Source organism: Streptomyces sp. NPDC058231 (assembly GCF_042882275.1).
Taxonomy (GTDB): domain Bacteria; phylum Actinomycetota; class Actinomycetes; order Streptomycetales; family Streptomycetaceae; genus Streptomyces.
Genome location: NZ_JBHVWN010000009.1, coordinates 111340 through 138260, shown reverse-complemented (window position 1 = coordinate 138260; position 26921 = coordinate 111340). Strand labels below are relative to the sequence as shown.

The window sequence follows — 26921 nt, the reverse complement described above, 5'->3', positions numbered from 1 at the left end:
CCGCCGGGCCGGTCCCGCACCGTTCAGTCCTTCCCGATGATGCGCCGCATCCGGTCCTGGGCCTCGCCCGCCCTGAACGCCCTGCGGTGCGAGTCCTTGGCCTCGGTCCGTACGCGCTCCAGTCCTTCCACGAACGGCGCGTTCACCCGTGGCCGGGTCCCCTGCACCGCGGCCGGGGTGTAACCGGCGATGGTACGGGCCAGCTCCACGGCGCGGTCCAGCACCTCCGCGGAGGGGCGTACCTCATGGAACAGACCGTCCTCGAGCGCCCGGTCGGCCGGCCATTCCTCGCAGGTGTAGAGCATCCGCTGCATGACAGAGGTGCCGACGGTGTACCGCAGCATGAACCCGCCGAAGTTGCAGGCGATGCCGACCCGCAGTTCCGGCATCACCAGTCGGGCGGTGTCCGCGGCCACGCGGTAGTCGCAGCAGAGGGCGATCTGCAGACCGATGCCGATGGCGTAGCCGTCGATGGCGGCCACCACCGGCTTGGAGATGCCCGCGATCGCCGTGTAGAGATCGGTGATGTCGTCGACCCAGTCGTTCACCTCGTCCCCGCCGGTGAACGCGGAGACCTCGTTGAAGTCGCCGCCCACGCCGAAGGAACGGCCGGACCCGCCGTGGAGCACGACGCAACGGACGGAGACGTCCTGGTCGATGTCGTGCATCAGCGCGGTCAGTTCCTGCATGCGGGCGCGGCTGAACGGATTCTGCTCGTGCGCCCCGGAAAACTCCACGAGAATGATTCCGTCGCCGATGTACGAGCATCCGATGGATTTGCGAATGTTTTGAAAAGACTGGATCGGGACCGACATCGGCGACCTCTTTTCTCGCTCTTTCGGATTACCTTCAGAACCCGATTGCCGATGCACACTAGGTGCGTCCCACAGGCCGGGTCAATAGCTGTACCAGCCAGCGGTCGCGCCATTCGGACATTCCTGACGGAATGGCCTTGCGGCACCCCTTTCCGGTGAATCGCGAGAGCCGAACAAGAGCCACGGAAGAGGATTCCACAGAATGCGAGAAAATGATCTACAGGTGCCGCTGACCATAGTTCTGGGTACGGGACGCTGTGGGTCGACGATGCTGTCCGACCTGGTGAACCAGCACCCCGGAACTCTCAGCCTGAGTGAGTTCTTCGCCTGCCTCGACCCGGGCGTCTTCCCTGACGGCGCACTGGACGGGCCGGCCTTCTGGAAACTCCTCGGCACCCCGCGCCTGAAGCCGAACGTACTCATGAGCCATGGGGTCGCGGTGCCGGAATACCGGTATCCGATCGGCTCGGGCCGTTATGCGGCTGGTGAAGTACCCGCCATCAGTCTGATGACCCTGCCACCGCTCACCGAGGACCCGGACGGGCTGTACGACCGAATACGGTCCGAAGTGACCGGCTGGCCCCCTGCGTCGGTCTCCCGCCAGTACCTGCGACTTTTCTCCTGGTGGGCATCCTCGTGCGGCCGGGATGTCGTCGTCGAGCGTTCCGGAGCGTCACTGCGGTTTCTTCCGGAGCTGCTCACCCATTTTCCCGCGGCGCGGTTCGTCCACATGTACAGGGACGGCCCGGACGCCGCGGTGTCGATGAGCCGCCACCCGTTGTTCCGGCTGGGGGTGCTGATCGGGGACATGCGCGCGGAACTGGGCGTGGACCCCTACCGGAGCCCGGACCCCCGGCACACGGAGCTGCTTCCCGAGCGGCTGCGCCCGTTCGCCCCCGACAGCCTGGACGCAGCGGCACTCGCAGGCACCGACATCCCCCTGGTCCGGTTCGGTGACATGTGGTCGCGGGCCACGGGGGCGCTCCGGCACCTCACCGGGCTGCCGCCGGAGCGACTGCTGCACATCTCCTACGACGCCGTGGTGGCCGAGCCGGTGCCTCAACTGACCACGTTCGGCAGCTTCGTGGGCCTCGCCGAGCCGGAGAAGTGGGCCGCGCAGGTGGCGGGTCAGGTCGACGGGAAGCGGGCCGGCGCCTCGGCCCGGCTCTCCGCAGGCCAGGCGGAGGAACTCCGCCTGGCCTGCGTCCCCGGCACCCGCCGTCTCACCGAACTCGTCGGCGGGACGGCGGGTGCCGCTCCCTGACGGCACTCCGGGCCCACCCGCGGTACGGGGGTACTTCGGCGCCCCGAGCACCCGCTGCGTCTCCACTCGACCCCGCCGCGCCGACACTCAGGAGGTGGCTCTCGGCCTACGTCATCGGCGCTCCGAATGCCGAGAGTGATGAGGACCGCTGATGTGGGCTTTGGCGGCCGTTCGCTCGAAGCGGGGTCTGCGCAGGGCATGCGAGGCACGCAGGATGAGGAAGGTCCGGGCGGCGAGCCGGAGTGCGCTCAGCAGCGCGTGGGCGGTGGCCGATGCGGGCCTGACGGCGACCGCTGTCGGTGACGCGCTGGACCGGCAGGGCCAGGCCGGCTCCTGGCGTGGCGATCACGGGAAGGACAGCCACCAGGAACCCGGCGACGGCGTAAGGATGGACCACGATGCCTCCGGATCGTGCGAGCGGGGGATCAGAGCACGACGCGGTAGTGGGTGGTCAGGCGCCGGTCGTCGGACAGGACGTGGAACGCAAGGCCGGGCGGCTGGTCGCGGTCTGCGGCGCGATCACCCTCCCAGGGCATGCGCAGGGTCCAGGTGATGGCCGGTCCGACGATCAGCGGACGCGCGGCGAAGGTCGAGGCGGCCGCGGTGTGGGCGTGCCCCGTGATGACGGCGGCGACCTGAGGGTGCGCGTCGAGCAAGTCGGCGAGTCGTCCGGGCTCTTCGAGCATGCCCGAGTCGGGCAGGGGGTGGTGGAGTTCGATCGGCGGCTGGTGGAAGGCGATCAGTGCCGCGGTGTCCTGCGGCAGTGCGGTGAGGGTGGTGTCGATCCAGTCGAGCGTTTGGGTGTCGAGGCGTCCCTCGTCGCGGCCCGGGATGGTGGAGTCGCACATCAGGATGGTGGTGCCGGCGATGTGGTGGGCCTGGTTGACGGGGCCGTGGTCGGGCGCCTCTCCGAGCAGGACCTTGCGGTAGGCCGGTCGCGCGTCGTGGTTTCCGGGGCAGGTGAGCACCGGGAAGGGGGCGGTCAGGATCTGAGCTGCTTCCTCGTACTCGGCCTCCTCTCCGTGGTCGGCGATGTCCCCGGTGACCAGGAGCGCGTCAACCGGGTGGGGCAGGGCTCGCAAGTAGTCCATGACGCGGGTGGCGCGTCGGGTCGCCCTCTCGCTGCCGTCCAGGTGCAGGTCGCTGATTTGCGCAAGCAGTGTCATTCCGCAGTCGCCTCCGATGACGGGCTCAGCCGCCGTCCTGTGCCAGGGCAGGTGTCTCCACCCACCCCAGTCTCTAACGGAAGTTTTTTATTTTCCGTTAGAGACCTTAGGGTGTGCGCAGGGCTGTGTTCAAGTGGTTGACGACCGGGCACGTAGAGGGAAGGGGATGCCTCGTGGAGCGCTGGCTGGCATTGGAACTGGCGAGCACGATTCGCCACGACGGAGACGGCGGCGTCGCCGATGACCTCGCCACGGTCCAGGGAACGACGCACTGGATCCAGGAGCAGGGGGATCTGCTGGCCGGCCACGTTCCGGCCGGAGAACTCGCGGCGGACGAAAACCTCAGGCTCGGGATCATCGAGCTTCGGCAGGCGGTCCGGGCCCTGTTCGCCCGGGTGGTCAGTCCCGCTCCCCCCAGCCCGGCGGACGCCCATCGCCTGATGACTGCCGACCAGGCGATCGCCCACCTCAATACGGCTGCCGCGCGGGAACCGGTCGCCCCTCAGATGGACTGGCCCGTCGAGGGAGTCCCCACCGCCCGCCTGCTGTCGGCGGAGAACGATCCGTACGTACGGCTTGTCGCGGCCCTGGCCCGAGCCGCCATCGACTTCCTCAGCGGCCCGCAGCGCACGCAGTTGCGATCCTGCACCGCGCCCCGCTGCGTGCGCTACTTCGTCAAGAGTCACGGGCGGCAGGAGTGGTGCAAGCCGTCATGCGGAAACCGTGCCCGAGCAGCTCGCCACTACAGGCGTCAGCGCACGGTCGCCGATGACGGTTCTGCGCCGTCCTGACCCCAGGGGCATCCTCCAGGACCATGTCGGCGCGGCCGCCGGCCTCGGATCCTCCCGCCGTGGAGTACAAGGCGTTCCCCACGGCCGTCGAGCGTGTCCGCGCCGAGTTCGCCGACCAACCGGGACGCCCTTCCTGGTCGCCCGGCTCGCCCGGGACGCCATGAAGGCACCGAAGTGGCGTTGGCTCGACCTCAATCACCGCAACGCCGCACTCACGGTCATCCGATACGTGCCGAGTCGGGCGGCCTCGGCACCACGGTCAGCACGGTTGGCGTACTCCTGCGACGAGGAGCGCGACCAGTCGGCGCGCGTCGTAGCGGGGATCGCTGTCGGCGCCGATGCAGAGGTTCCCGATGCCGCGCATGAGTTGGTACTGGACCACTTGCACTCGCAGCTCGCCGCCGCTCCTGATGTCACCCCTTCGCCGGCATGGCCCTGTCGGCGAGAACGGGTCCTGGCACAGCTTCCGCGCTGAGTAACGCTCCGTCATGCTGCTTCAGACGACTCGTCCGCCTCACCACACAGGACACACGGTCTTACTGTCGATTCCTCGAGTGAATTCCAGGATTGTGGTCGCGAGTGCTTCAGGAGCCTCCTGCGCGATGAGGTGGCCGACCCCCTCCAGGTGCACTGCGGTGACCTCACCGGCGGCCACCTGGCGGAAGGTCGTCTCGGTGATCCTTCGATGGCCGGCACCCTCGACGGTGAGAACCGGGACTGCGATCGGGCGTGACTCGGCGAGAGCCTTGGTCGCGCCTTCGTCGGAGAAGAGGCCTCGGTACAGGCCCTCCGTTCCTCGCCAGGCGTTCGGGCGCGCATAGGTTCGAACGAACTCGTCGACGTCGCTTTCACCGATGGAACCATCCGTCCCGTTCATCAGCGGGAAGGCCCAGTCCGCCAGGAGCTCGCGCTCATGGCCGGGAAGGAGCATTCCGGGTATGCCGGGAGTACCGAGGAATCCGACGTGCCAAGAGCCGTGGTTGTTCACGTCGGCAAGAGCCTCGAATCCGAAACCGGCCAGGGCCGTCTCGATTGCGGTGAAGCTGATGACGTCCTCGGGACGCGTTGCTGCGAAGCGGAAGCCGGTACCGCCGCTGATGTCCTGGCAAACGATGTGAACGGGACCCGCGCCGATGTGCTCGACGAGATGGTGCAGGTCCTCGGCAGCGACCGCCTCGCCGTACTCGGTGTCGGCGTTGCTGGAGTCACCGAACCCGCGGAGGTCGAGGGCGAAGACCCGGTGAGTCTGCGCAAGCAGCGGAATCAGCTTGCGGAACGCCCACCAAGTCTCCGGCCAGCCGTGCACCAGCAGGATCGGTGAGCCGTTGGTGCCGGCGGAGACGTAGTGCAGTTGCGTTCCGTTGATGTCGACGAGGTGATGCATGACGCCGGGAAGGGTTGCGCCGAAGGGCATGGTCGTGGTCACGAGAAGCTCCCAAATAGGCAACCTGGTTGTCAAACAACATAGGCAACCAGGTTGCCCTTGTCAAAGGTGGCCGTATGCTGGCTGCATGTCCAGATCAGGCGCCGATCTCGCCCTGCTCCTGCTCGCCGGCTTCCGCACTCTGGCGGATCGAGCCACCGCCGAGCTCGCCGAGCGCGGGTACGAGGACGTACGGTCGGTGCACGACTTTGCCCTCCACTCGATCCTGTCCGGCGCCGACAGTGCTTCCGAACTCGCCCGCAGAATGTCGGTGACGAGACAGGCGGCCGCGAAGACGATCGCCGCACTGGAGGAACGCAATTTCGTAGCGCGCCAACCTGACTCGACCGACCGTCGACGGACGCGACTTCGCGTCACCGAGCACGGACTCGCAATGTTGCAACAGGGCGAAGCGATCTTCGACGAGATGCGTGAGCAGTGGGAGAAACAGGTGGGCGCGGAGTCAATCTCGGCACTCGAGAAGGCACTCCGATCGCTGGTCGGAGACGGTACGATCCGGCTCGATTCACCGGGCTGGATCGCGCACGACCCGGACGTGCAGTAGCCACTCCTGCACCTCTCGCATCACGGCGCTCCACTGCTCGAAGTGAACGGGCGGACGAAGAGTCCGCAAGGAGCACCCGTTCACTCCAGCGCAAGATCGGCGGCTGATATTTCAGGAACAGAAGGCGCTCAGAAGGCACTTCGGCCCGCTCTTTCATCCCGGTCCGACGAATTCGGCACAGGTGTGCGAGACGGTGAACACCCTGGAAGCCGACCTGGTCTGCCGCACCGGGGACATCGCGGAAGGCACGGCCGAACGCCGTCGCGCCCAAGCCGCCCCACTGGGCACCGTGCAGGCGACTCCGGCCCGTGGATACGTCACCGGCAACCACGAGTACTACGGCGAGGCCCAGGCTGGGTCGACCTGGTGGACGAGCTGGGCTGGGAGCCGCTGCGCAACCGCCATCTGCTGCTCGAACGCGGGGGCGACACCCTTGTGGTCGCCGGCGTGGATGACGTCACCGCCGAGTCCTCCGGCCTGGCCGGCCACCGCGCGCCCACCTCGCCGGAGCCCTCCACGGGCGCCGACTCCGACCTCCCCGCGCCGGTGCTGTAGGTGCTGGTACGTAACCGGGTTCTGTCAGGGGCGTGGATACCGCCGCGGTCAGGCGCAGGCCGGGCACAAGCCGCGGTAGGTGATCTCCACCGAGCCGACGGCGAACCCGAACCGCTCGGCCTCGGGCAGGTCCTCTAGGGCGTTGCCGGCCGGGTGGACATCGCGGACCGTGCCGCAGCCGGTGCACACCAGGTGCTGATGGGGGCGGCGCGCGTTCGGGTCGTAGCGCTTGGCCCGGCCCACGGTGGAGACCTCCAACACCTCGCCGAGCGCGACGAGTTCCCTCAGCGCGTTGTAGACGGTCGCGCGAGAGATCTCGGGCAGTCGCGCGGCGGCCCGCAGATGCACCTCGTCCGCCGTCAGGTGCACGTGGTCGCCGTCGAGGACCTCCGCGACGACACGCCGCTGTGAGGTCAACCGCCAGCCACGGCCCCGCAGCCGTTGAAGGAGGTCGCTCATCTCGTTTCACCTGCTCCGCTTCGCGAGGGACGCGCGGCCCCCGGAAGGATCCGACGACGCCACGCCCCGGTCGTTATGGTTTTAGCGCACTTCTTGACTTGGACGAAGTCCATCGTAGGATCGATCCCGGCGACATCCAAGAGACAGGAAGACTCCGGTACGGCAGCAGAGACATGTGACTGGACACCGCCGTTCGAGCGCGCGCGGCCGCCCGCCGGCCGAGCGCCGTCCGCGTCGCACCGCCCGGGACCGTCCGGTCCGTTGGTCCGTGAGGCGTTCGGGCGGCCCGCGGCGAGACCCCGGCACGGCGTGCCCCTTCTGCACGGCCGGAATCCTCCTCCCCCGTTCAGCGCTCCCACGACCCGCCGGGTCCGGAAGGATTGCCCATGACCGAGAACCACGAGTCGCATGTCTTCGATCCCGTCACCCCGGATTCGCCCGAGACGGCCGTCCCCGAGGCGCAGACGAGCGGCTGCCCCGTGGCCCACGGCCGCGCGGCGCACCCCACACAGGGCGGCGGGAACCGCCAGTGGTGGCCGGACCGCCTCAACCTGAAGATCCTTGCCAAGAACCCCACCGTGGCGAACCCGCTCGGTGCGGACTTCGACTACGCGGCCGCGTTCCAAGCGGTCGACCTGCCCGCGGTGAAGCGGGACATCGCCGCGGTGCTCACCACGTCGCAGGACTGGTGGCCGGCCGACTTCGGCAACTACGGACCGCTGATGATCCGGATGGCCTGGCACAGCGCCGGCACATATCGCATCAGCGACGGCCGCGGTGGCGCGGGCGCCGGTCAGCAGCGCTTCGCCCCGCTGAACAGCTGGCCGGACAACGGCAACCTGGACAAGGCCCGCCGTCTCCTGTGGCCGGTGAAGAAGAAGTACGGCCAGGCGCTGTCCTGGGCCGACCTGCTGATCCTCACCGGCAACGTCGCCCTGGAGACCATGGGCCTGAAGACCTTCGGCTTCGCCGGTGGCCGCGAGGACGTCTGGGAGTCGGAGGAGGACGTCTACTGGGGCCCGGAGACCACCTGGCTCGACGACGAGCGCTACACCGGCGACCGTGAGCTGGAGAACCCGCTCGGCGCGGTCCAGATGGGCCTGATCTACGTCAATCCCGAGGGCCCCAACGGCAATCCGGACCCGATCGCGGCCGCCCGCGACATCCGCGAGACCTTCCGCCGGATGGCGATGAACGACGAGGAGACCGTCGCCCTCATCGCCGGTGGCCACACCTTCGGCAAGACGCACGGCGCGGGCCCGGCCGAGAGCGTCGGCGCGGACCCCGAGGGCGCCCCGTTGGAGGAGCAGGGCCTGGGCTGGCGCAGCTCTTACGGGACGGGCAAGGGCGGGGACGCCATCACCAGCGGTCTGGAGGTGACCTGGACCAGCACTCCGACCAAGTGGGGCAACGAGTTCTTCCACAACCTCTTCGCCTACGAGTACGAGCTGACCAAATCCCCGGCCGGTGCGCACCAGTGGGTCGCCAAGGACGCGGAGGCGACCATCCCGGACGCGCACGACGCGTCGAAGAAGCACAAGCCGCAGATGCTCACCACCGATCTGTCGCTGCGCTTCGACCCGGCCTACGAGCAGATCTCGCGCCGCTTCTACGAGAACCCGGACGAGTTCGCGGACGCCTTCGCGCGCGCCTGGTACAAGCTGACGCACCGCGACATGGGCCCGATCCAGCGCTACCTGGGCGCCGAGGTTCCCTCCGAGGTGCTGCTGTGGCAGGACCCGCTGCCCGCACGCACCGGTGAGCTGCTGGACGCCGCGGAGATCACCACGCTCAAGGAGCAGGTACTCGCCACGGACCTGACGGTGGCTCAGCTGGTTTCGGCCGCCTGGGCCTCGGCCGCGTCCTTCCGCGGCAGCGACAAGCGCGGCGGCGCCAACGGCGCCCGGGTCCGTCTGGAACCGCAGCGCGGCTGGGAGGCGAGCAACCCGGACGAGCTTGCCCAGGTCCTGCGCGCTCTGGAAGGTGTCCAGGAGTCCTTCAACGCCAAGGGCGGCAAGCAGGTCTCGCTGGCCGACCTGATCGTCCTCGCGGGCAACGCGGCCGTCGAGCAGGCGGCCAAGGACGCCGGCGTCGAGGTACAGGTGCCGTTCACCGCGGGCCGTGTCGACGCCACGCAGGACCAGACGGACGTCGAGTCCTTCGCCGCCCTGGAACCCGCGTACGACGGCTTTCGCAACTACGTCGGCAAGGGCAGCCGCCTGCCCGCCGAGTACCTGCTTCTCGACCGGGCCAACCTGCTGACACTGAGCGCCCCGGAGACCACCGTCCTGGTCGGCGGTCTGCGCGTGCTGGGCGCCAATACCGGCGGCTCGCAGCACGGCGTCCTCACCGACCGCCCGGGCACGCTGACCAACGACTTCTTCGTGAACCTGCTCGACCTGGGCATCACCTGGAAATCGACGTCGTCGGCGCAGGACGAGTTCGAGGCCCGCGACGCAACCGGCCAGGTCAAGTGGACCGGCACCCGCGCGGACCTGGTCTTCGGCTCCAACTCCGAACTCCGCGCCCTCGCCGAGGTCTACGCCAGCGACGACGCGCAGCAAAAGTTCGTGACGGACTTCGTCGCCGCCTGGACCAAAGTCATGAACCTCGACCGCTTCGACCTGAGCTGACCCTCCCCAACCAGATCCGTTCCACCGGTAACCGGGCACTCCGGCTGTGGGGTCGGTGCGCACACGCACCGACCCCACAGCACATCACAGCAGAACAGCGGACAGCTCGCGGGCAGGTGGGCCGCCATCGCGCCCCGCCTGCCCGAGCACGTCCACCCTGCTCGTCTTGGCTACCGGACTTCCGTCGAGACCGGGCCGAGGAAGAAGACGCACTGGTCCACGTTGAATTCGCCCACCTCAACGACAAAGTTGAACTCGGGGTCTTCGATCTTGAGGGGTGCGCCTGCTCAGGGCGTCTGATGTTTCGTTACGCTCAGCGCCGGCGGTTGGTGGCTGCTGCCGGGGCCGCAGGCGCGCCGGGAGTCCAGGGCAGCACACGGCCACGGTCCCTCCCCGTGACTACGGGTGCAGCTTCTCGCCCTTCGCCAGCATCGCTACGTACTTTTCGATCCGGCGCGCCCGGGTCTCGGCCTTCTTGGCATCTTGGATCCGGTACAGGATCGCGTAGCGGTTCTGCCGGTCCAGTGTCTCGAAGAACTCCGCCGCGGCCGGGTCGGCGATCAGGGCCGCCGTGAGGTCGTCCGGCACCGTGGCGGTCTTCGCGCCGTCGTACGCCGCTTCCCAGCGGCCGTCTGCCTTGGCGCGGTCGACCTCGGCCTGTCCCGGCGGATGCATCCGGCCCTGCTCGATCAGGGCGGCCACCTTGTCCCGGTTGGCCTTGGACCACTTGCTGCGCGGCTTGCGCGGGGTGAATCGCTGGAGCCACCACTGGTCGTCGAACTTTGCCTTCTGGCCGTCGATCCAGCCGTAGCAGAGTGCCACGTCGAGCGCCTGGGTGTAGTCCAGCGCGGCGATTCCGGGGCCCTTCTTGCGGAGCTTGAGCCAGATGCCGGGCGAGACGGCGTGGTTCTCGCCGAGCCATGCCTGGAATGCCTCGGCGGATTCGAATGCGACGATCTCCAAGTCCTGAGTCACCCCAGCAGCGAATCACACTCGGCCGATTGTCATGAGGCATTCGGCACGGCCCCGGATGCGGGATGCGGGATGCCCGTGGGCCTGCGTGATCATTGTCGGCGTACGGGTCAACGTGCACAGCCCGGTACACAAAAAAGTGCACAGGTGCGTGTGCGCGCTCCTCGCCCGCGACCTGGTCGCCCCTGACAGTCGGGACCACTACCGGAACATGCTCGCAGACATGATCTGCGCCTACCTCACATCACCGCCCAGGCACAGCGACACGGAGGAACCGACATAACGCCGCATCGGGAGCCATTTGCGCTCCGCCGAGCAATGCCTCGGAGGCCCGGAGCGTCGATTGAGCGTCAGGAACCAGAGCAACTTCTCGACCGAGCCAGGCGCGCCCTGCGCCCGGACTTCGATAATGTGCCGCCAATTGCTCAACACGCCCGGACCGAGATCGCGTTGAGCTACGGAGAGCCAGACCGGTTCGTCTCGTGCCACGAGCGGTGATCCGGGTGCTCCAGATCGGACGTCGGCGGCCTCGGAAGGGACCGTGCCGGGTACGAGCCGCCGAAGTATGTGACTCCCACCCCAACCGGTTTGCACACCTGACGGCCCTTCAGGTCGAGCGTCAAATGAGCGTCGCGCCAATTCCGCTCCCACCTGTGCGGGGTCAGGACTACGCATCGGTGATCCCCCACGCGAGCCCGCTGAGCCACAGGTCAGCAGCATCTTCCGGCAACTCGCCACAGTCCACGTCGTGCACACCTGAAAACAGATCAGCCGGGTCGCCCCGAATACGAGTGGCGCTGTTCACGAGAACCGGCTCTGGTCCACTTCGTGTGGTCGCGTACACAGGGTGACTGCTGATCTTCGACTAGTGGTGGTTTCAGTGGTCGTAGGCGGTCAGTGCGCGCATGACTGGCTGGCCGCGTATGAAGCTGGTGCCCCTCCTCAGGCCCCTTGGAATCGATCACCTAGGCTGGCGCGGTGACTGATGAACAGGAGCGGGTGCAGCCGTCGGGAGTGTGGGCCACGGCGTTGGGGGTGGCCAGGGTGCGGGCGCTGGAGACCGAGCGGGAGAACGCGCTGTTCCGTGACTCACTGGCACAGGCCTTCGCCACCGCCGGCGGCCTGTGGCCCTCCTCGCCGCCGCTGCCCGATGACGAGGCCGCGCGACGCCGCCGGCTGGCCGTGTCGTTCTCCATCGTGATCAGGACGAAGTTCCTCGACGACCTGTTGCAGCAAGCCTCCGCGTCCGGGGTCCGGCAGGTCGTGCTGCTCGGCGCCGGCATGGACAGCCGGGCCTTCCGGATGGACTGGCCCGAGGGCACCCGGCTGTTCGAGGTCGACACCGCCGCGCCATTGGACTTCAAGGCTTCGGTGCTGCGCCAGGAGCGGGCCGTCGCACGCTGCGAGCGGATCACCGTCGCGGTGGATCTGCGTGAGGACTGGCCGGGCGCGCTGGCCGCCGCAGGGCACGACCCGACCGTGCCGACCGCGTGGATCGCCGAAGGGCTACTGATCTATCTGCCCGAGGACGCGGTGGAGCTACTGCTGGCCCGGATCAGCACGCAGTCGGCGGCAGGCAGTCGGATGGGGCTGACATTGGGCTCGCGCGGCGTGATCGAGCGCTTCGGCGCGGACGCCGCGCCGGCATCGGCGGCGTCCATGTGGGTCTCGGAGATGCCCGACGACCCGGTGCGCTGGCTGGCCGGGCACGGCTGGGAGGCCGACAGCCACACCCTGCGCGAGCGCGCTGCCGCCTACGGCCGCCCGATCAGCACCCCGCCGCAGCGGGAGGAGCGGCCCGGCGGGCTGGTCTCGGCGGTCCGCCGGTAGAGCGCCTCCCGGTCCCCTGGATGATCGATTCCAAGGGGGCCTGATGAGTGGAGCCGGGTTCATGCGCGGCCAGCCAGTCATGCACTGACCGCCTACGACCACTAAAGTTCGCCCGAAAATCGCCTGGCTGAACGGTGGTGTGGTCGACAGTCCTTCTCCGTGAACGAAGTGCTGCCACAGTTGCACGAGCTGCTGTTCTCCTCGGTCGAGGGCGTGTTGGTGGAATCGGTCGAGGTGATCGACACGGTCGTCCGGGTCGAGGCCCGTACGCCCGCAGGGTGGGCGGCCTGTCCGGGGTGCGGGTGCTGGTCGGGGCGAATACACGGCTCCTACCTGCGATTTCCTCGTGATCTGCCGACGGCGGGCAAGTTCGTCGTGGCGTCGTTGCGGGTGCGGAAGTTCGATCTGGCTGTGCCGGCGGCGGAGAAGGTCCGCGGGGAGGGGCTGCGGCTGCTGGGTGAGGGCGGGGTGCTGCCCGAGCCGGCCCAGCACCTGATGCAGGCGGCCCTGGAAGCGGAGATGACGTGGTCACGGGCGTCCCACCGGCTGCGGAGCCTTCGCGCCCTTGTCCACTTCTTCGAAGAGGGACGCAGCACGCACGGCGGTCGCCTTCGCCCAGTTCCCGGTACTGATCAGCGCCAGAGCCAGGATGGCGAGACCGAGGCCGACCAGCAACCACCAGACGCCGTGCTCGGCATCGGTGTACGCGGACCCGCTGTGCGCCACTGAGGTACCCACGATCGTGCCCGCGATGGCGACGCCGAGAGTGGTGCCGGTCTGGCGGCCGGCGGACGCGAGGGATGTGGCCACACCCGCCATGGAGCGGGGCATCCCCGAGACCGCGGTGTTCGTGATCGGCGGGTTGGCCGTTCCCTGGAATATCCCGATCAAGAGGTAGATCGCGAGCACGCCCGCCAAGGGGGTGGCCGGGCGGACGACGAGCGACACGGCGCCGCCCGTCGCGAGCGCGACCCCGGAGACCACCAGGGGCAACCGGGGCCCGTGCGCGCCGACATACTTACCGGTGCGCGGGGAGAGGACCACGATGAGCAGTCCCACCGGCAGCAGGCACAGGCCAGCCTTGAGTGCCGGCATGCCGCGGACCTCCTGCAGGTACAAGGTGGTCACGAAGAGGAAGGCGCCGAAGGCGCACAGGGCCGCGAATGCCATCAGGATCGCCGAGCTGAACGGCACACTGCGGAAGAGACGCAGCTCCAACAGGGGGTCGGAGCGGCGTAGTTCGTAGGCGATGGTGGTCACGGCGGCGAGCACGGCAACGGCGAGCAGGGCGACGATGGTCCCCGAGCCCCAGCCCAGCGTGTGCGACTCGATGATCGCGTGGACCAGGCTGCCGAGCACGACGATCACCAGCAGCTGGCCCACGGGGTCGGGACGACGGGCCCGCGGTGCGCGGGACTCCGGAACGTACCGAGCGGCCATCGCGATCGCGACCGCCACGATCGGCGCGTTGATCCAGAAGACGGAACGCCAGCCGAACGCGTCGACCAGCCCACCGCCGAGGATCGGACCGAGCGCCAGCGACAGGCCGGACATCGAGCCGAACACGCCGATGGCCTTGGCACGCTCCTTCGGGTCGGGGAATGTGGTGGCGATGATCGCCATCGCCACCGGGTTGAGCATGGTGCCGCCGACGGCCTGCACTGCACGGGCTCCGATGAGCCAGCCGATACTGGGCGCCAGACCGCACAGGAGGGAGCCGATCCCGAAGACGGCGAGACCGATCAGGAAGATGCGTCTGCGCCCCACCCGGTCGGCGGTCGATCCGGCCAGGAGCAGGAAGCTGGCGAGCACCAGTGTGTACGCGTCGACCGTCCACTGAAGACTGGACACCGAGGCGTCCAGATCGTCATGGATGTTCGGCAGCGCAACGTTGACGATCGAGATATCCATGACAACGACGATCATGCTGGCGCAGCAGATCGCCAGCACCAACGACCGTCGATGGGGGCCGAGTTCGGTCATCCGGGTTCAATCCAATCAGAGGCCGCTGGGCGGCCATCGCAGGTGACTCTGTCTCAGGGGCCGTGCCGGTGGGCGCGGGTCGGGCGCGGGGGAGCAACCCGGCCCGGTGACACCGGCACGGCCGGTCAGGACGACGGAAACCGCTGCACCGCCGAACCCTCTCGGGCGCCTCTCGGGGGCGGCCGCGTCAAGGCACGGCTGCCACCCGCGACCCGGCTCAGAACCTGCCCGGGACGGCATCCGTTCGCGTTGAACGCCCATGTCCTCGACGCTACGATTTAGAGCGTGCTCGAAATCAAGCCGCAACCGCGATCTCAGTCCGTTCGCTCCCAGGCCGAGCCCGACCCAGGTCTGACCATCGCCGAGGCCGCCCGCAGAACAGGCGTCAGCGTGCACACCCTGCGCTACTACGAGCGCGCGGGCCTGGTCATCACCGACATCGAACGCACCCCAGGCGGCCGGCGCCGCTACCACCGGCGCGATCTGAGCTGGATCACGCTGTGCACCAAGCTCCGGGCGACTGCCATGCCCATCAGGACGATCCGGCAGTACGCCGAACTCGTCGCCGCCGGCTACGGCAACGAGGGGGAACGGCTGGCACTCATGGAGACGCGCCGTTCCGAAGTGACAGCCAGAATCGCCGAGTTGCAGGAGAATCTGACGCTCATCGACCACAAGATCGATGTCTACCGCGGTCGGCTCGCGGCCGGTGACGCCGACCAGCTCTGGGTGCCCCTGCCGGAGCCCGAGACAGACTGACGGGCTCCCCCTGCCGCTTCGCGCGAACGGTGGCGGCCGCACACAACGCAGTGGTCGCGCACGGCCTCGACCTTGTCCCGTCACCGCCCTGTTCGCTGCCGCTCAGTCCTCGATGATGGCGACCGTCCGTGTCCAGTCGGCGCCGAGCCCGGTGGGGCCGATAGGGAAACAGACCCCGTCGCGATTCCGGCGTTGGATCGCACGGAGTTCCATCTGCACGCCTCAGGCTTCCATCGTGAACCGGTACTCGTCGGCCGGGTCGTCCAGTTCCCAAGGTCCGTCGTGTCCGTACGTGACGAGCATCTTCTTCTCGTCCCGCATCTTGTAGCCGGTGTTCGAGCAGTCGACGACATTGCGGCCCAGTCGGTGCACGGCGGCAGTGACAAGACCGTCGTGAGGACGCCTCTCGTCGCGGAGCCAGGGACCCGGCTTCGGACGACTTACGGGGTCGATGGCGCCCGCACACCTTCACGCCAGCAAGGGCCCTCCGCTGGTGCTTCCCGGGGTGCCGTCCCCGCCGACAGCAGAGCCGACGGTGAATAGGAACGGCAAGCGGGCCCGCCGCTCAACGAGGTCGAAGCCGAGCCGCAGGAGGTGGACCGTGTCGGGGGCACCCTCATGGTCGGTGGTGTGCACCGTTTCGACGTGCGGGACACAGCCTTCCGGCAGGCTGAGGTGGGCCCGTGCCGCGTTTCCGGTCCATACCGCCCCGTCCGCGCGGAGTTCGGGGCGCAGCCGGCTGACGAACACCTCCTCCAGCGGTACCGGGCGTTCTGCCTCCACCTCGTCGACGAGCAGCAGTTCCCCGGTGTCGCGGTGCCAGGAGAAGGCGCGGCGCAGCGCCGTCAAGCCGTTCACCTCGTAAGCGCCGGCGAGGTCGAGGGTCAGGTCCGCGCCGTGCGCGTGGAGGTGGAGCTTCTGTACCTGGGCCGCGCGGGCGCCGCCCGCGGACTGCTCGCGCGTGTCGACGCGGGGAACGGAGTGTGCGCGCGAGGAGGCGTGCAGGAATGCGTAGCGGGTGGCCTCGTCGAAGTACCCCTTGCGGTACTCGCCGGCGCCCAGGTCGGCGAGCAGCACCTCACCCCGGGCCGCCAGTACGAACTGGCCGAGGTCGTTGTGGTTGTGCGGCTCGGCGTTGTGGCCGCCCTTGGCCGCGAAGGCCACGCCCTGTCCCCGGTCGACCAGCCAGGCGAGGTCGGGGAGGTACGCCGTGGGCGGCTCGGGTTCCGGCGCGGGGGCGGGGCCCGGGGCAGCCCAGCGCAAAGTTCGGGAGAGGTCGGCCCAGTCCCGTGAGAGGTCCGCCCCGCTGTCCGTGGCCTCCACGGCCTCGGCGGGGACCCGGACCCCGAGCCTCCGCGCGAGCTCTCGGGCGAGACCGGCGGGCACGCGAGGCCGTTCCTCCCCGTCCGAGAAGGCGGGGAACAGCCCGCCGCCCAGATGCACCGCGCCCGGAAAGCGGGCGATGGCCGCCACCTTGGGGTGTGTGAGCAGATCCTCCCCGGTGAACTCCCGCAGCCCCTCGGCGAAGTAGACGAAGTGCGCGAACCCGAACACCCAGTAGCCCACCCCTTCGGCACAGCCCCCGTCGTCTCCGAAGCCACTGAGGTACGTGAGTTGAGCGTGTCGGCACCGGTCGAGGACTCGGCTCAGGCGCGGTCCTGGATCCCACAGGGCCAGTGCCGCGAGCCCCACGCAACCGCCACACACTGCTGCCCAGTTGTGCGCCCAGCCCTCCCACAGAAGCGGGCGTTCGTCGTCGGCGAGGAGGGACAGCACCCGGTGGTCCACCTGGTCGCGCACGCGGGCGGCGACCCGGGGATCGAGCCGGTCGCCGCAGACCTGGACCGTCTCGGCGAGCAGCTGCGCGGTGAGCGCGGCAAACAGGTCGAGGCACTGGTCCATGCCCCGGCCCAGACGGGTCGCATGCATCTCGTGGGCGGGCAGCGCCCAGGTGTACTCGTCGCAGACGGACCACAACGCATCGGCCAGAGCGCCGAGTTGGACCGCCGGGTCAATCAGGGCCTCGGCGGCGAGGGCCGTCACCAGCGCTCGGCGCCGGAAGTACAGCTCCTCGTACGCCAGACGGTCGCCGTCGTCGTCGAAGCGGCGGTACACGGAGAACGGAAGGTCCGGCATGTGCGTGCTCCGCGCGGAGTCCGCCGCCAACCGGATACGGTCATGCAGCCCACCCAACCCGTCAGCGTCCAGCGGATGTTGCCGGTCCTGCGCCCGACCGGAAGCTGTCGGTGACATCGCGCCTCCCCTCTCGTACGACAGGATCGCTCGCCGCGCCCGGATCGCTGAAGACCGCCATGACCCGGCAGTTGCGCCACAACACGAACAGCACGCACCCAGGCAACACCGCGAGTCCCAACAGCGGCGCCTGGTTGACGAGCAACAGGACCACGATCCCCAGCACGAGGTTCATCAGCGCCAGCAGTCCGTGCCGGACCACTGCATACGGCGCCAGCAGGAAGAGCCGCCGCCCGATGCCCCCGCCCCCGGCCACATGCGCGAGCGCGACCGGCCACGCCGCGACAGCCACCAGCGCGACCACCACCGCCATCGGCACGACTGCCGTACCCAGCACGAATCTTCGCAGTGTCACGACATCCGCGGCGGCCGCGGTCACGAGCAGCACGAAGGGTGCCGAGACCAGCGCCGCTCGCCGGAACAGCTGTCGGTATGCCCGGGCGAACAGCCGTACCGGCGCCTGCTCGTCCCCGGTTGTCGCGCCGAGATACGCGAACGCGGCGGCGAGGGACGGCCCCGGCAGCGTCAGCAGCAACAGCTCGAAGAACACCGGGTGCCGCCACGGCTGATGGGTCACTTGCAGCGCGGCCAGCAGGGGCAGATTCGTCACGGCGATCCCGAGGTTGACGACCAGGACACGGTGGACGTGCGCCCAGATCAACTCCCATGAACCGTAAGCGACATTGAGCCGCGGACGCCGGCTCGCCTCCATCTTCTCCACCCCTCAGCCCTTCACACCGGTCGTCGCGATGCCCCGCACGAAGTAGCGCTGGCCAAGCAGGAACACCGCCAGGACCGGCACCACGGAGAGCACCGAACCCGTCATGATCATCGCCGACTCCGCGTCGTACTGTCCGATGAAGGCGCGCAGCCCCAACTGCACCGTCCACAGGCGGTTGTCGGTGAGGTAGATGAACGGGCCCATGTAGTCGTTCCAGGTGTTCACGAACGTCAGCAGCGCGAGGCTCGCGAGGGCCGGCTTGGACAGCGGAAGCACGATCCGCGCCCAGATGCCGTACTCGGTCAGGCCGTCGAGGCGGGCCGCCTCGCTGATCTCGTCCGGGATCGTCAGATAGAACTGCCGCATCAGGAAGACTCCGAACGCACCGAACGCCTGCAGCAGGATGAGTGACGTGTACGAGTTCACCAGGCCGAGCTTCTGCATGATCACGTACTGCGGCACCATGTATGCCTGCCACGGCACTGCGATCGTCGCGATGTAGCCGGTGAACAGCAAATCCCGGCCCGGGAAGCGCATCTTGGCGAAACCGTACGCCGCGAAGCTGCCGGTGAGCACCTGCAGAAACGTGATCACGACACTCAGGAAGAACGAGTTGCCGAGGTAGGCGGCGAACGGCACCCGCGTCCAGATGGTGGTGAAATTATCCCATTTGAACTCTTCGGGGATCCACTGGATCGGCACCGTGAAGACATCGCGGTCATCCTTGACCGACGAGATCAGCATCCAGATGAACGGCAGGAGAACCGCAAGGGCCACCACGGCGAGAAGCACGTACAGGGCGATCTGCCCGGTGACCACCACCGCGCCGCTGCGGGCGCGGGGCGCCGCCGCAGAGCCTGCGGGAGCCGGGTCCATGGGCGCACTGCTGTCCTTGCGCAGCACGGTGGTGCTCATCGCTCGCTCCTTCGCTGCATCCGGAACTGGATCACCGTGATCACCAGGCAGATCAGGAAGAGCGCGAGGGAGACCGCCGAGGCGTAACCGAAGCGACCCTGCGTGATGCCCTCACGGAAGATCAGCTGGGACAGGACGAGGGTGGAGCGGCCCGGCCCGCCCTCGGTCATGACCTGCACCAGGTCGAAGACCTTGAAGCTGGAGACCGTGATCATGACGGTGACGAAAAAGGTCGTGGGCCGAAGCCCCGGAAGGGTGACGTGCCAGAACCGCTGCCAGGGGCCCGCGCCGTCCATGCGGGCCGCCTCGTACAGCTCGGCCGGGACGGTCTGCAGTCCGGCCAGGAACAGCACCATGTAGTAGCCCATGTCCCGCCACACGCTCGTGATGATCAGCGCAGGCATCGCCCAGTCCTGGGAGCTCGTCCAGCCCGGCGGGTGGTCGATGCCGAGGAACGTCAGGAACTGGTTGACCGGCCCCGACTCGGGGCTCAGCAGCATGTTCCACACCACGGCGACGGCGACGAGCGAGGTGATGTACGGGAAGAAGAAGGCGGTCCGCAGGACGTGCACGCCGCGCAGCTTCTGGTTGAGCAGCACGGCGAGGCCGAGCGAGACCACGAGGGTGAGCGGGATGTGTCCTGCCGCGTAGTACAGGGTGTTCTGCAGCGCGGCCCAGAAGTTGGAGTCGGTCCACAGCCGCTGGAAGTTGTCCAGGCCCGCCCACTTCGGGGTGGAGTAGGAGTCCCAGTCGGTGAAGGAGATCGCGAGCGCACCGATCACCGGGACGAGGGTGAGGGCGGCGAACCCGAGGAAGTTCGGCAGGATGAACGACCAGCCGACCAGGAGGTTGCGGCGCCGCCGGCGCTTCGCGGCGGCCCGGTGGGCCGCGGAAGCGCCGTCGGATGCGTGTTGGGTGACGGTGGGTGCGACGACACTCACTGGACTTCGTCCTTCACACGCTGGTCCATCTCCTTGATGCCCTCGTCGACGGACTTCTCGCCACTCATGATCATCTCGTGCTCCTCCTTGAGGATCTGGTCGATGTCTGAGGTCTTGTCGCTGACCGGCATCTCCAGCTGCACCGTGGTCGGCTGCATCGCCTTGCGGGACAGTGCGTCGGTCGGCATGCCGTCGACGGAGAAGAAGGTGTCGAGGATCTTGTCGCTGGTGTACGCGGGCGTGACGCCGATCTTCGCGACGGCGGCGGCGCCCTCAGGACCTGAGGCCCAGGTGACGAACTTCTTGGCGGCGTCCGCGTTGCGGGCCCTCTTGTTGACGGCGAACGCGGTCGGCGAACCGAAGGTGACGGTCTTGCCGTCGTTCTTGGCCTGCGGCATCGGCGCCATGCCCCAGTTGATGTCGTTCTTGCCCTGCGCCTTCTCGGCGAGCAGCGCGGCCGCCCACCACGAGCCCATCGGGACCATGGCGGCCTTGCCGGTGGTCAGCTGCGAGTCGTAGGTGATCTGGTTGCTGGAGGCTGTGGAGAACGGCAGGGTCGCCTTCGCCTTCTGCAGGCCGAGGGCCATCTCGTACTGGTCCTTGAAGAACGCGTAGTCGCCGCCGAGCTGGTCGCCGCCGGTCTGCGCGGAGGAGATCGCCTGGACGACGGAGCGCCAGGTGTGCAGGTAGGTGCCGTAGACCTTGTCGGAGCCGGAGCCCTTGGTGAACTTCTTCGCCAGCTCCGCGTAGTCGTCCCAGGTCAGCTTTGACAGGTCTTCCTTGCCGGCCATGTCCTTGTTGTAGAAGAGGACCCAGAAGTCCGAGCGGTAGGGCAGCGCGTAGTACTTGCCCTTGAGGTTGTAGTCGTCGAGACCGGAGTACGACGCCTTGTCCAGCTTGGCCGCCTCGTCGGTCAGCGGCAGGAGCTGGTTGCGGGTGGCGTAGCGGGCGTAGTCGGTGACGTTCTTCATGGTCAGGACGTCGGTGGTGTCACCGCCCGCAAGCATTGTGGTGACCTTGTCCGGGTAGTTGTCGGCGAGGATGTCGACCGGCTGGACGTCGATGTCGGGGTTCTTGGCCTCGAAGCCGTCGATCAGCGCCTTGAACTCGGGCGTGGTCTTGTAGTTCCACAACGCGATCTTCACGACGGTCTTGCCCTTGGACGACGAGGTGCTGTCCGTGCCGCTGGCGTCGCAGGCGGTGGCAGTGAGGGTCACGGCGACGACCAACGGCGCGATACGGGCGAGGTTCTTCGTCAACTTCATTGCGGCGGCTCTCCTTTGAGCGGTTGGGGACGGTGGAGCAAGCGGGTCGGGGTCAGGCGCTCAGGCCCAGGGCCCAGCTCTCCGCGGTGATCTCGGCCCGCAGCGGCTTGCCGGCGACCCAGCGGGCGAGTTCGTCGAGGAGGTGGTCGGTCAGCCGACCGATCTCGGTGCCCAGGGACCCGGCGATGTGCGGCGTGATCATCACGCGGGCGAGGCGGCGCAACGGCGAGTCGGCGGGCAGCGGTTCGGGATCGGTGACGTCGAGGATCGCGAAGAGCCGGCGGGCAGCGCACTCGGCGGCCAGCGCGTCGGGGTCGACGAGCGAGCCGCGCGCGGTGTTGATGACCGTCGCGAAGTCGGGGAGCATGCCCAGCTGTTCGGCGCCGATGAGATGGTGGGTCTCGGGCAGCTCGGGGGCGTGCACGGACAGCACGTGGACCCGCGGCAGCATCTCCTCCAGCGGTACGAGCCTCGCACCGGACCGCGCCACCTCCTCCGGGTCGGCGTACGGGTCGGCCACCAAACAGGTGGTGCCGCGCAGCACCTGCAGCAGCTCGACCACCTGACGGCCGATCCGTGAGAAGCCGACGATGCCGACGGTCCGCCGGAAGTTGGACAGGTCGCCGTAGCCGGTGACCGAGCCCCACCCCTCGTACGCGCGCTGCTCGTCGGCGGCGAGGAACGGGACCTTCTTCCCGGCGAAGATGATCGCGGCGAGGGTGTATTCCGCCACCGGTACGGCGTTGGCGTCGGCGGCGCTGGTCACCCGGATCCCGCGCCGCCACACCTCCTGCCCGACCAGGTCGCGCACGCTGCCCGCCCCGTGCAGCACGGCCCGCAGGCGGGGTGCCGCGGCGAGCCGCTGCGGTGTGAGAGCGGGCGCTCCCCACGACGTGAGCAGCACTTCGGCGCGGGCCAGGCGTTCGCGCGACCGTGCGCTGTCGAGGTCGTCCGTCCAGCAGGGCTCGTCCAGGGTCACGAGGTCGGCGAGGCGGCGCAGCCGGTCCTGGTCGAAGTGTGCCTCGAAGCTGGATCTGCTCATCACGACCAGAGCGCGGGCCTTGGTCTGCATGCGGTGCGGGCTCCTCTGCCTTTGGGCGCCCGCTCAAACAGCAGGTGCCATCCGTGTTTCCGGCGAGTTCCAGCCAGAAGACGCTGAGTCAGAGATAGTGGTCACCCACACAGACCCACCAGAGCTCGACCACAGACGAAACGAGCCGAACAAACTCGAACATCGCCCGGGCTCAGCACCGGACAGGAGGGGAAGCGCCATGACGTCGACACGGCTCACCAGGCCCGAGGGACCCGCGGGATCTTCCGCGAGGGCCGACCAGTTGTTCGCGCTGCAACGCCGCGAACGGCTGATGGACCAGCTGCGGCTGCACGGCGCTGTTCGCGTACGCGATCTCGCGCAGGACCTCTCGGTCAGCGAGCTGACGATCCGGCGCGACATCGCGGCGCTGGCCGAGCGCGGCCTGCTGACCCGGGTGCACGGCGGGGCCACGCTGCCCTCTGCCCTGGAGCAGGAGCCGGTGCGCCGGAGGCGGCTCGCGATGCCCGCGTTCACGATCGGGATGGTGGTCCCCTCGCTGGACTTCTACTGGCCGCACATCGTCAGTGGCGTCCGCAACGCCGCGGCGGCGCACGGCGTCAATGTCCAGCTGCGGGGTTCCAGTTACGACCAGGCGGAGGACCGCCGACAGATCGTCCGGCTGACCGAATCCGGACAGGTGCAGGGGTTGCTCCTCGCGCCGAACCTGGAGGGCCCCGGCATGTACGAGATGATCGACTGGATCGGCAAGCTGCCGGTCCCCGTGGTCTTTGTGGAGCGCAACACGCCCGACTGGACCCCGACGCCGCACCAGCTCGAATGGGTGCGCAGCGATCACGCGACCGGGCTGGAGATGGCGGTCCGGCATCTGCACACGCTCGGCCACCGCAATATCGGGCTCGTGCTGTCCAAGGGCAGCCCCACCTCGGCGCACCTCGCCGTGGGATGGCACCGCGCCTGCGCCGCACTCGGTCTCTGCGCTGACTTCCTGATACGCGAGAGCGTTGCCCTCGATGTCCCGGGACACCGCCGGATCATCGGTGAGATCCTGGAAGGCTGCCGCCGCTCCCGCATCACCGCGCTCATCGTGCACAGCGACCCCGACGCACTCTCGGTGGTCCAGTACCTGACCGAGCAGGGCATCCGCGTCCCCGACGACCTGGCAATCGTCAGCTACGACGACGAGGTCGCCCATCTCGCCGACCCGGCCATCACAGCAGTACGGCCGCCCAAGGCACTCGTGGGCCGCACAGCCGTCGAGATGATGCTGGCACGCCTGCTCGAAGGCAGTCGCCGCCCGGCCCAACGGGCGCTCATTCTTCCGGAGTTGATGATCCGCGCCTCGTCGCTACCGGCCGCACCGCACTCCACGCCCGCGCCCACGACGCGGCGTCGCGAACCGGCCTGAGCGGCCCCGGTGAGTCCTCCGCCGGGACCGCTCGCCCTGTACGGGAGCTGTCTACTGCGCGGCGTCCTCCTCGCGCACCAACTGGTCGTACGCCGTTCGCAGCCTGCTCGCGAGCTGCTCGACGCCGACGGTGTCGAGGCCGTCCTGCCCGGCCACGGCGGACTTCGCAGCGGCGACGGCATGCGCGAACACGTCCCACGAAGCAGCCGTGTACGCCCCCTGATCCAGCGCCGCGACCTCCTCGAGGGCACGGCGGATCGGCGCCGTGTCGACCCCGCCGCCCTCCTCGTGAGAGGCGGAGAAGGTGTTGAGGGCGTCGAGGACGAGCGTCCCCGACTTCAGGACGAACCTCACCCGGTGCTTGCCGTCCGGCAGGCCGCGCAGCGCGTACGCCGCCAGGCGCTTGTCGGTGGCGGCGGTCTTCGCGTTCCTGGCGACGAGTACGCCGTCGACATAGACGTCGAGGACGGCGCTGCCGTCGTTGCCGCCGATGACGTCGACCCCAGTACCGCGGAACGGGACGGTGAAGGACGCGCCGGCTGTCGTGCTCGTCGACGTCGAGCGGTACCAGTCCATCGCGTCGCCGAGCGAGGCCTTCCGGCTCCACACGCCCTCGTACGTGACCGCACTGTCCATGTTGTCCAACTGTGCGTTGGCGTACGGCGTGTAGCCGTCGACCCTCTCGACCTTCAGGTTGTCGAAGCCCGTCCTCTGGAAGCCGCTCCCGAGCTTGACGCGGCCCTCGGTCTGCGGGGTCGGGTCGTCGTAGGTCGCGACCGCCGTACCGTCGACGAAGGCGGTGACCTTCGCCCCCTTCGCCTCGACAGCGAGGCGGTAACCGTCGGCCGCCGCGACCTTGCCCTGCGCGCGGGCCGTGCCGTACTCGTAGAACGTCCAGGCACCGTCGGGACCGATGCGCAGGTTGTAGGCGGCGTCGCTGATCGCCATGCCCTTCTGCTGGCGCACGCCCAGGGCCGCGAGACCGCCGTCCGGGTCGGGGAAGGAGACGTCGACGGACGCCTTGTAGTTCTCCCAACGGAAGTCGCCGACCGTGGTGTTGGGGGTGTTCTTGTTCCAGGCGGCGGTGTCCTTCATGGACTGGTCCATGTACTGGTACAGCACTCCGTCGCCGCCCACCTCCCATGCGCCGGTCTGGTCGACCATGTAGCGGGGCTGGTTCCCGCGCGAGGCGAGGTACGGCTGGAACGTCGTGCCGACCTTGACCTTTCCCTCTTCGTCGTACGCGAAGTCGTCCGCGTACAGGTACGTGTCGTGGGTGTCGCCGCGCTTGCCGCTCCCGTCGCTGTCGAGGACGGCGCGCTCCCCGGACTTGGGCAGGCGCTGCTTCGTGGACGCGTCGGCGCTCTTGTCGAGCGTGGTCAGGGTGGTGATGGACCGCGGCTTCACGGTGTACGTGTACGCGCCATCGGCATCCGGCCGGATCTCGTCGACCAGGTGCTTGAAGTTGGCGTCGTAGCGCTGCCCGGCGTCGGCCGCTCGGGTCTCCCACACCTCCATCGTGGGGTCGCTGCCGAGCCGCAGATTCTCAGCCTTGATCCGGTACGTCTTCGGCTGGTCACTGTCGTTGACGACGACGGTCGAGAAGTTCTTCTTCTCAGGATCGGCGAGCGTCATGTAGCTGGGGGCGCCGTTGGAGCCGTCGAGATTCTCGGTGCCGATCACTCCGCTGTAACTGGCTTCGGGAACCGTGCGCCAGATGCCCGCCGTGTTCGTGTCGTTCTCCCAGCCCGTCTTCGCAAACTCGGTGAACTGTTGCATCACGTAAAGCGCCGCGTCGTAATGGAGATATCCCGACCACGGGTCGCGTGCGCTGACCAGTTCCTTGTGGCTGTACTGGGCGCCCTCGTAGAAGGAACCGATCGCCGGCTGGAAGATGTAGTGGGTGCGCTTGGAATTCGCGTAACTCTTGACGAGGCGGTTGGCGACGTCGAGAGCACTCTGTACGCCGCCGATCCCGGTGCTGGCACCGTTCGGGCCTTCGTTGTTGTTGACACGGTAGTCGGTGTAGCCGAACGAGGCGGTGCCCTCGCTGTACCAGACCTCCTTGTCCTGGCCGTACGTGTTGCCGCCGGTCGCCAGCTTCGTGTACGGCAGATAGGTGGAGCTGTCTGCGGCGCCCTCGCGCCGGTCCTCCGTGGTGTAGTGGTAGCCCGTCGCGTCGACGATTCCGAAGAGATCGGCGTCGCTGAGCATCGCCGGGCCCATGTTGAGGCTGTTGTTCTCGTCGGAGGCGACGATTTTGATGCGGTGGTAGGCCTTGGCGACCGCTTCCCGCTCACCGGCCGGAATTCCGTAGCGCTCGTTTGCGAAGTCCGTGTCATTCACGACTGCGTTCTTGTACCACTTGATGAACGGGATGTCCGGCGAGCTGGTCTCGTTCTTGTCCGGGTTGACATAGTCGATCATGTACCCGTACTTCTCGTGGACGTCGAGGATGGTCTCCTTGTACCAGCGGTACATCTCGTCGGTGCCGGTGCCCTTGTTCCATTCCAGCTGGACCCATTGGGGCATTTCCCAGCGCAGAATCGAGACCTTGAGCCTCGGGTTGACCGTCTTGGCGTCGGCGGCCAACTGGAAGCCCGGGGAACGGGAGGCGTCGGCAAGCTCGTCCCGTGTGCGCATGGTCGCCGGGTCGGCGCCGGTCGAGGTGTTCGTGTCCGACCCCATCTCGACCTTGACGTGATTGACGAGGGGATTCTCACCGCCGAACAGCACGCGGATGAGCTGCCAGTACCGCTCGGGGTGCTCGGCCTTGTAGTCCATCAGCAAATTGCTCGTGCTGTTGCAGCTGAGCACGCCGAGGCCCTTGTACGTCAGGCCGTTCACGTTGTCGGCACGCACGTCGTCACCGTCGACCACGACCTCGACCGGGTCGCCCGCCGCGTGCGTGGGAGGCGCGGCGACCAGTCCCGTCCCCAGCGTCACGGCAGCGGCAGCGGCGAGCGAGGCCCATCTCAACCTTCTCTGCGCACGCGTCTTCATCTGCGTGCGCGTCTTCTGTGTACGCATCCAGCTTCGCTTCCTTTGCCTCGTCGGCCTCGTCCTGACTCGGGCGCGGGAACATGACACAACGACGCCGTTCAAGCCCTCTACGGATCATCCGCACACGACCAGACTCATTCGCACTCGAA

At 68.2% G+C, this 26921-nt stretch carries 21 protein-coding genes and 4 pseudogenes; 10 read left to right on the top strand and 15 right to left on the bottom strand.

Annotation, left to right across the window (positions count from 1 at the left end; all coding sequences use genetic code 11):
- Window positions 1-23: 23 nt before the first annotated feature.
- Window positions 24-815, bottom strand: a complete 792-nt coding sequence (locus ACFVXE_RS09570) for an enoyl-CoA hydratase/isomerase family protein (RefSeq protein WP_389670453.1) — start codon at window positions 813-815, stop codon at window positions 24-26.
- A 223-nt stretch (window positions 816-1038) separates the two neighbouring features.
- Between ACFVXE_RS09570 and ACFVXE_RS09565 the strand changes: the two genes are divergently transcribed.
- Window positions 1039-2079, top strand: a complete 1041-nt coding sequence (locus ACFVXE_RS09565; protein ID WP_389670452.1) for a hypothetical protein — start codon at window positions 1039-1041, stop codon at window positions 2077-2079.
- Window positions 2080-2504: 425 nt separating this feature from the next.
- Here ACFVXE_RS09565 and ACFVXE_RS09560 read toward each other — a convergent pair whose 3' ends face one another.
- Window positions 2505-3245, bottom strand: coding sequence for a metallophosphoesterase (locus tag ACFVXE_RS09560; protein WP_389670451.1), 741 nt, complete (start codon window positions 3243-3245; stop codon window positions 2505-2507).
- Window positions 3246-3418: 173 nt separating this feature from the next.
- Here ACFVXE_RS09560 and ACFVXE_RS09555 point away from each other — a divergent pair, with 173 nt between their 5' ends.
- Both ACFVXE_RS09555 and ACFVXE_RS09550 read left to right on the top strand, forming a co-directional pair.
- Window positions 3419-4036 (top strand): CGNR zinc finger domain-containing protein, encoded by a 618-nt coding sequence (locus ACFVXE_RS09555; RefSeq protein ID WP_389670450.1) that lies wholly within the window; start codon window positions 3419-3421, stop codon window positions 4034-4036.
- Between the two features lie 130 nt (window positions 4037-4166).
- A pseudogene (locus tag ACFVXE_RS09550) lies at window positions 4167-4286 on the top strand (histidine phosphatase family protein); the annotation flags it as partial.
- A gap of 9 nt (window positions 4287-4295) precedes the next feature.
- Here ACFVXE_RS09550 and ACFVXE_RS09545 read toward each other — a convergent pair.
- Both ACFVXE_RS09545 and ACFVXE_RS09540 read right to left on the bottom strand, forming a co-directional pair.
- Window positions 4296-4412, bottom strand: a pseudogene (locus ACFVXE_RS09545) (TetR family transcriptional regulator); the annotation flags it as partial.
- A 138-nt stretch (window positions 4413-4550) separates the two neighbouring features.
- Window positions 4551-5495, bottom strand: a complete 945-nt coding sequence (locus tag ACFVXE_RS09540) for an alpha/beta fold hydrolase (RefSeq protein WP_389670449.1) — start codon at window positions 5493-5495, stop codon at window positions 4551-4553.
- Between the two features lie 52 nt (window positions 5496-5547).
- On the opposite strand from ACFVXE_RS09540, the gene ACFVXE_RS09535 reads away from it, so the two are divergent.
- Window positions 5548-6024, top strand: a complete 477-nt coding sequence (locus ACFVXE_RS09535; RefSeq protein ID WP_389670448.1) for a MarR family winged helix-turn-helix transcriptional regulator — start codon at window positions 5548-5550, stop codon at window positions 6022-6024.
- Window positions 6025-6196: 172 nt separating this feature from the next.
- A pseudogene (locus tag ACFVXE_RS09530) lies at window positions 6197-6576 on the top strand (metallophosphoesterase); the annotation flags it as partial.
- A 51-nt stretch (window positions 6577-6627) separates the two neighbouring features.
- Here the strand turns inward: ACFVXE_RS09530 and ACFVXE_RS09525 are convergent.
- Window positions 6628-7038 (bottom strand): Fur family transcriptional regulator, encoded by a 411-nt coding sequence (locus ACFVXE_RS09525; protein WP_389670447.1) that lies wholly within the window; start codon window positions 7036-7038, stop codon window positions 6628-6630.
- Window positions 7039-7424: 386 nt separating this feature from the next.
- On the opposite strand from ACFVXE_RS09525, the gene katG reads away from it, so the two are divergent.
- On the top strand, window positions 7425-9671 hold the full coding sequence (katG, locus tag ACFVXE_RS09520) for a catalase/peroxidase HPI (protein WP_389670446.1): 2247 nt from the start codon (window positions 7425-7427) through the stop codon (window positions 9669-9671).
- Between the two features lie 399 nt (window positions 9672-10070).
- On the opposite strand, the gene ACFVXE_RS09515 is transcribed toward katG, so the two are convergent.
- On the bottom strand, window positions 10071-10646 hold the full coding sequence (locus ACFVXE_RS09515; RefSeq protein WP_389670445.1) for a YdeI family protein: 576 nt from the start codon (window positions 10644-10646) through the stop codon (window positions 10071-10073).
- 975 nt (window positions 10647-11621) lie between these two features.
- Between ACFVXE_RS09515 and ACFVXE_RS09510 the strand changes: the two genes are divergently transcribed.
- Window positions 11622-12473 carry a class I SAM-dependent methyltransferase gene (locus ACFVXE_RS09510; RefSeq protein ID WP_389670444.1) on the top strand — a complete coding sequence of 284 codons (852 nt, stop codon included), beginning with the start codon at window positions 11622-11624 and terminating at the stop codon, window positions 12471-12473.
- Window positions 12474-12632: 159 nt separating this feature from the next.
- A pseudogene (locus tag ACFVXE_RS09505) lies at window positions 12633-12863 on the top strand (ISL3 family transposase); the annotation flags it as partial.
- A gap of 138 nt (window positions 12864-13001) precedes the next feature.
- Here the strand turns inward: ACFVXE_RS09505 and ACFVXE_RS09500 are convergent.
- Window positions 13002-14456, bottom strand: a complete 1455-nt coding sequence (locus ACFVXE_RS09500; RefSeq protein ID WP_389670443.1) for an MFS transporter — start codon at window positions 14454-14456, stop codon at window positions 13002-13004.
- A gap of 285 nt (window positions 14457-14741) precedes the next feature.
- On the opposite strand from ACFVXE_RS09500, the gene ACFVXE_RS09495 reads away from it, so the two are divergent.
- Window positions 14742-15215, top strand: coding sequence for a MerR family transcriptional regulator (locus tag ACFVXE_RS09495; RefSeq protein WP_389670442.1), 474 nt, complete (start codon window positions 14742-14744; stop codon window positions 15213-15215).
- Between the two features lie 222 nt (window positions 15216-15437).
- Here ACFVXE_RS09495 and ACFVXE_RS09490 read toward each other — a convergent pair whose 3' ends face one another.
- From ACFVXE_RS09490 to ACFVXE_RS09460, 7 genes are all read right to left on the bottom strand, one after another.
- Complete coding sequence (locus tag ACFVXE_RS09490) at window positions 15438-15587, bottom strand: hypothetical protein (RefSeq protein ID WP_389670441.1); 150 nt, start codon at window positions 15585-15587, stop codon at window positions 15438-15440.
- Between the two features lie 96 nt (window positions 15588-15683).
- Window positions 15684-17351, bottom strand: coding sequence for a heparinase II/III family protein (locus ACFVXE_RS09485; protein ID WP_389670440.1), 1668 nt, complete (start codon window positions 17349-17351; stop codon window positions 15684-15686).
- A gap of 61 nt (window positions 17352-17412) precedes the next feature.
- The gene (locus ACFVXE_RS09480; protein ID WP_389670493.1) at window positions 17413-18180 is read right to left on the bottom strand and encodes a hypothetical protein; all 768 of its coding nucleotides are present in this window, start codon (window positions 18178-18180) and stop codon (window positions 17413-17415) included.
- A gap of 12 nt (window positions 18181-18192) precedes the next feature.
- Window positions 18193-19104, bottom strand: a complete 912-nt coding sequence (locus ACFVXE_RS09475) for a carbohydrate ABC transporter permease (protein ID WP_389670439.1) — start codon at window positions 19102-19104, stop codon at window positions 18193-18195.
- Window positions 19101-20045, bottom strand: coding sequence for a carbohydrate ABC transporter permease (locus ACFVXE_RS09470; protein WP_389670438.1), 945 nt, complete (start codon window positions 20043-20045; stop codon window positions 19101-19103). The genes ACFVXE_RS09475 and ACFVXE_RS09470 overlap by 4 nt, the downstream gene beginning before the upstream one ends.
- Window positions 20042-21310 (bottom strand): ABC transporter substrate-binding protein, encoded by a 1269-nt coding sequence (locus tag ACFVXE_RS09465; protein WP_389670437.1) that lies wholly within the window; start codon window positions 21308-21310, stop codon window positions 20042-20044. Before ACFVXE_RS09465 ends, ACFVXE_RS09470 begins: the two co-directional genes overlap by 4 nt.
- A 52-nt stretch (window positions 21311-21362) precedes the next feature.
- Window positions 21363-22382 carry a hydroxyacid dehydrogenase gene (locus ACFVXE_RS09460; protein WP_389670436.1) on the bottom strand — a complete coding sequence of 340 codons (1020 nt, stop codon included), beginning with the start codon at window positions 22380-22382 and terminating at the stop codon, window positions 21363-21365.
- A gap of 199 nt (window positions 22383-22581) precedes the next feature.
- Here ACFVXE_RS09460 and ACFVXE_RS09455 point away from each other — a divergent pair, with 199 nt between their 5' ends.
- Entirely contained in the window at window positions 22582-23769 is a 1188-nt protein-coding gene (locus tag ACFVXE_RS09455; RefSeq protein WP_389670435.1) for a substrate-binding domain-containing protein, read from the top strand.
- A gap of 51 nt (window positions 23770-23820) precedes the next feature.
- Here ACFVXE_RS09455 and ACFVXE_RS09450 read toward each other — a convergent pair whose 3' ends face one another.
- The gene (locus tag ACFVXE_RS09450; RefSeq protein ID WP_389670434.1) at window positions 23821-26799 is read right to left on the bottom strand and encodes a GH59 galactosidase; all 2979 of its coding nucleotides are present in this window, start codon (window positions 26797-26799) and stop codon (window positions 23821-23823) included.
- Window positions 26800-26921: the final 122 nt, after the last annotated feature.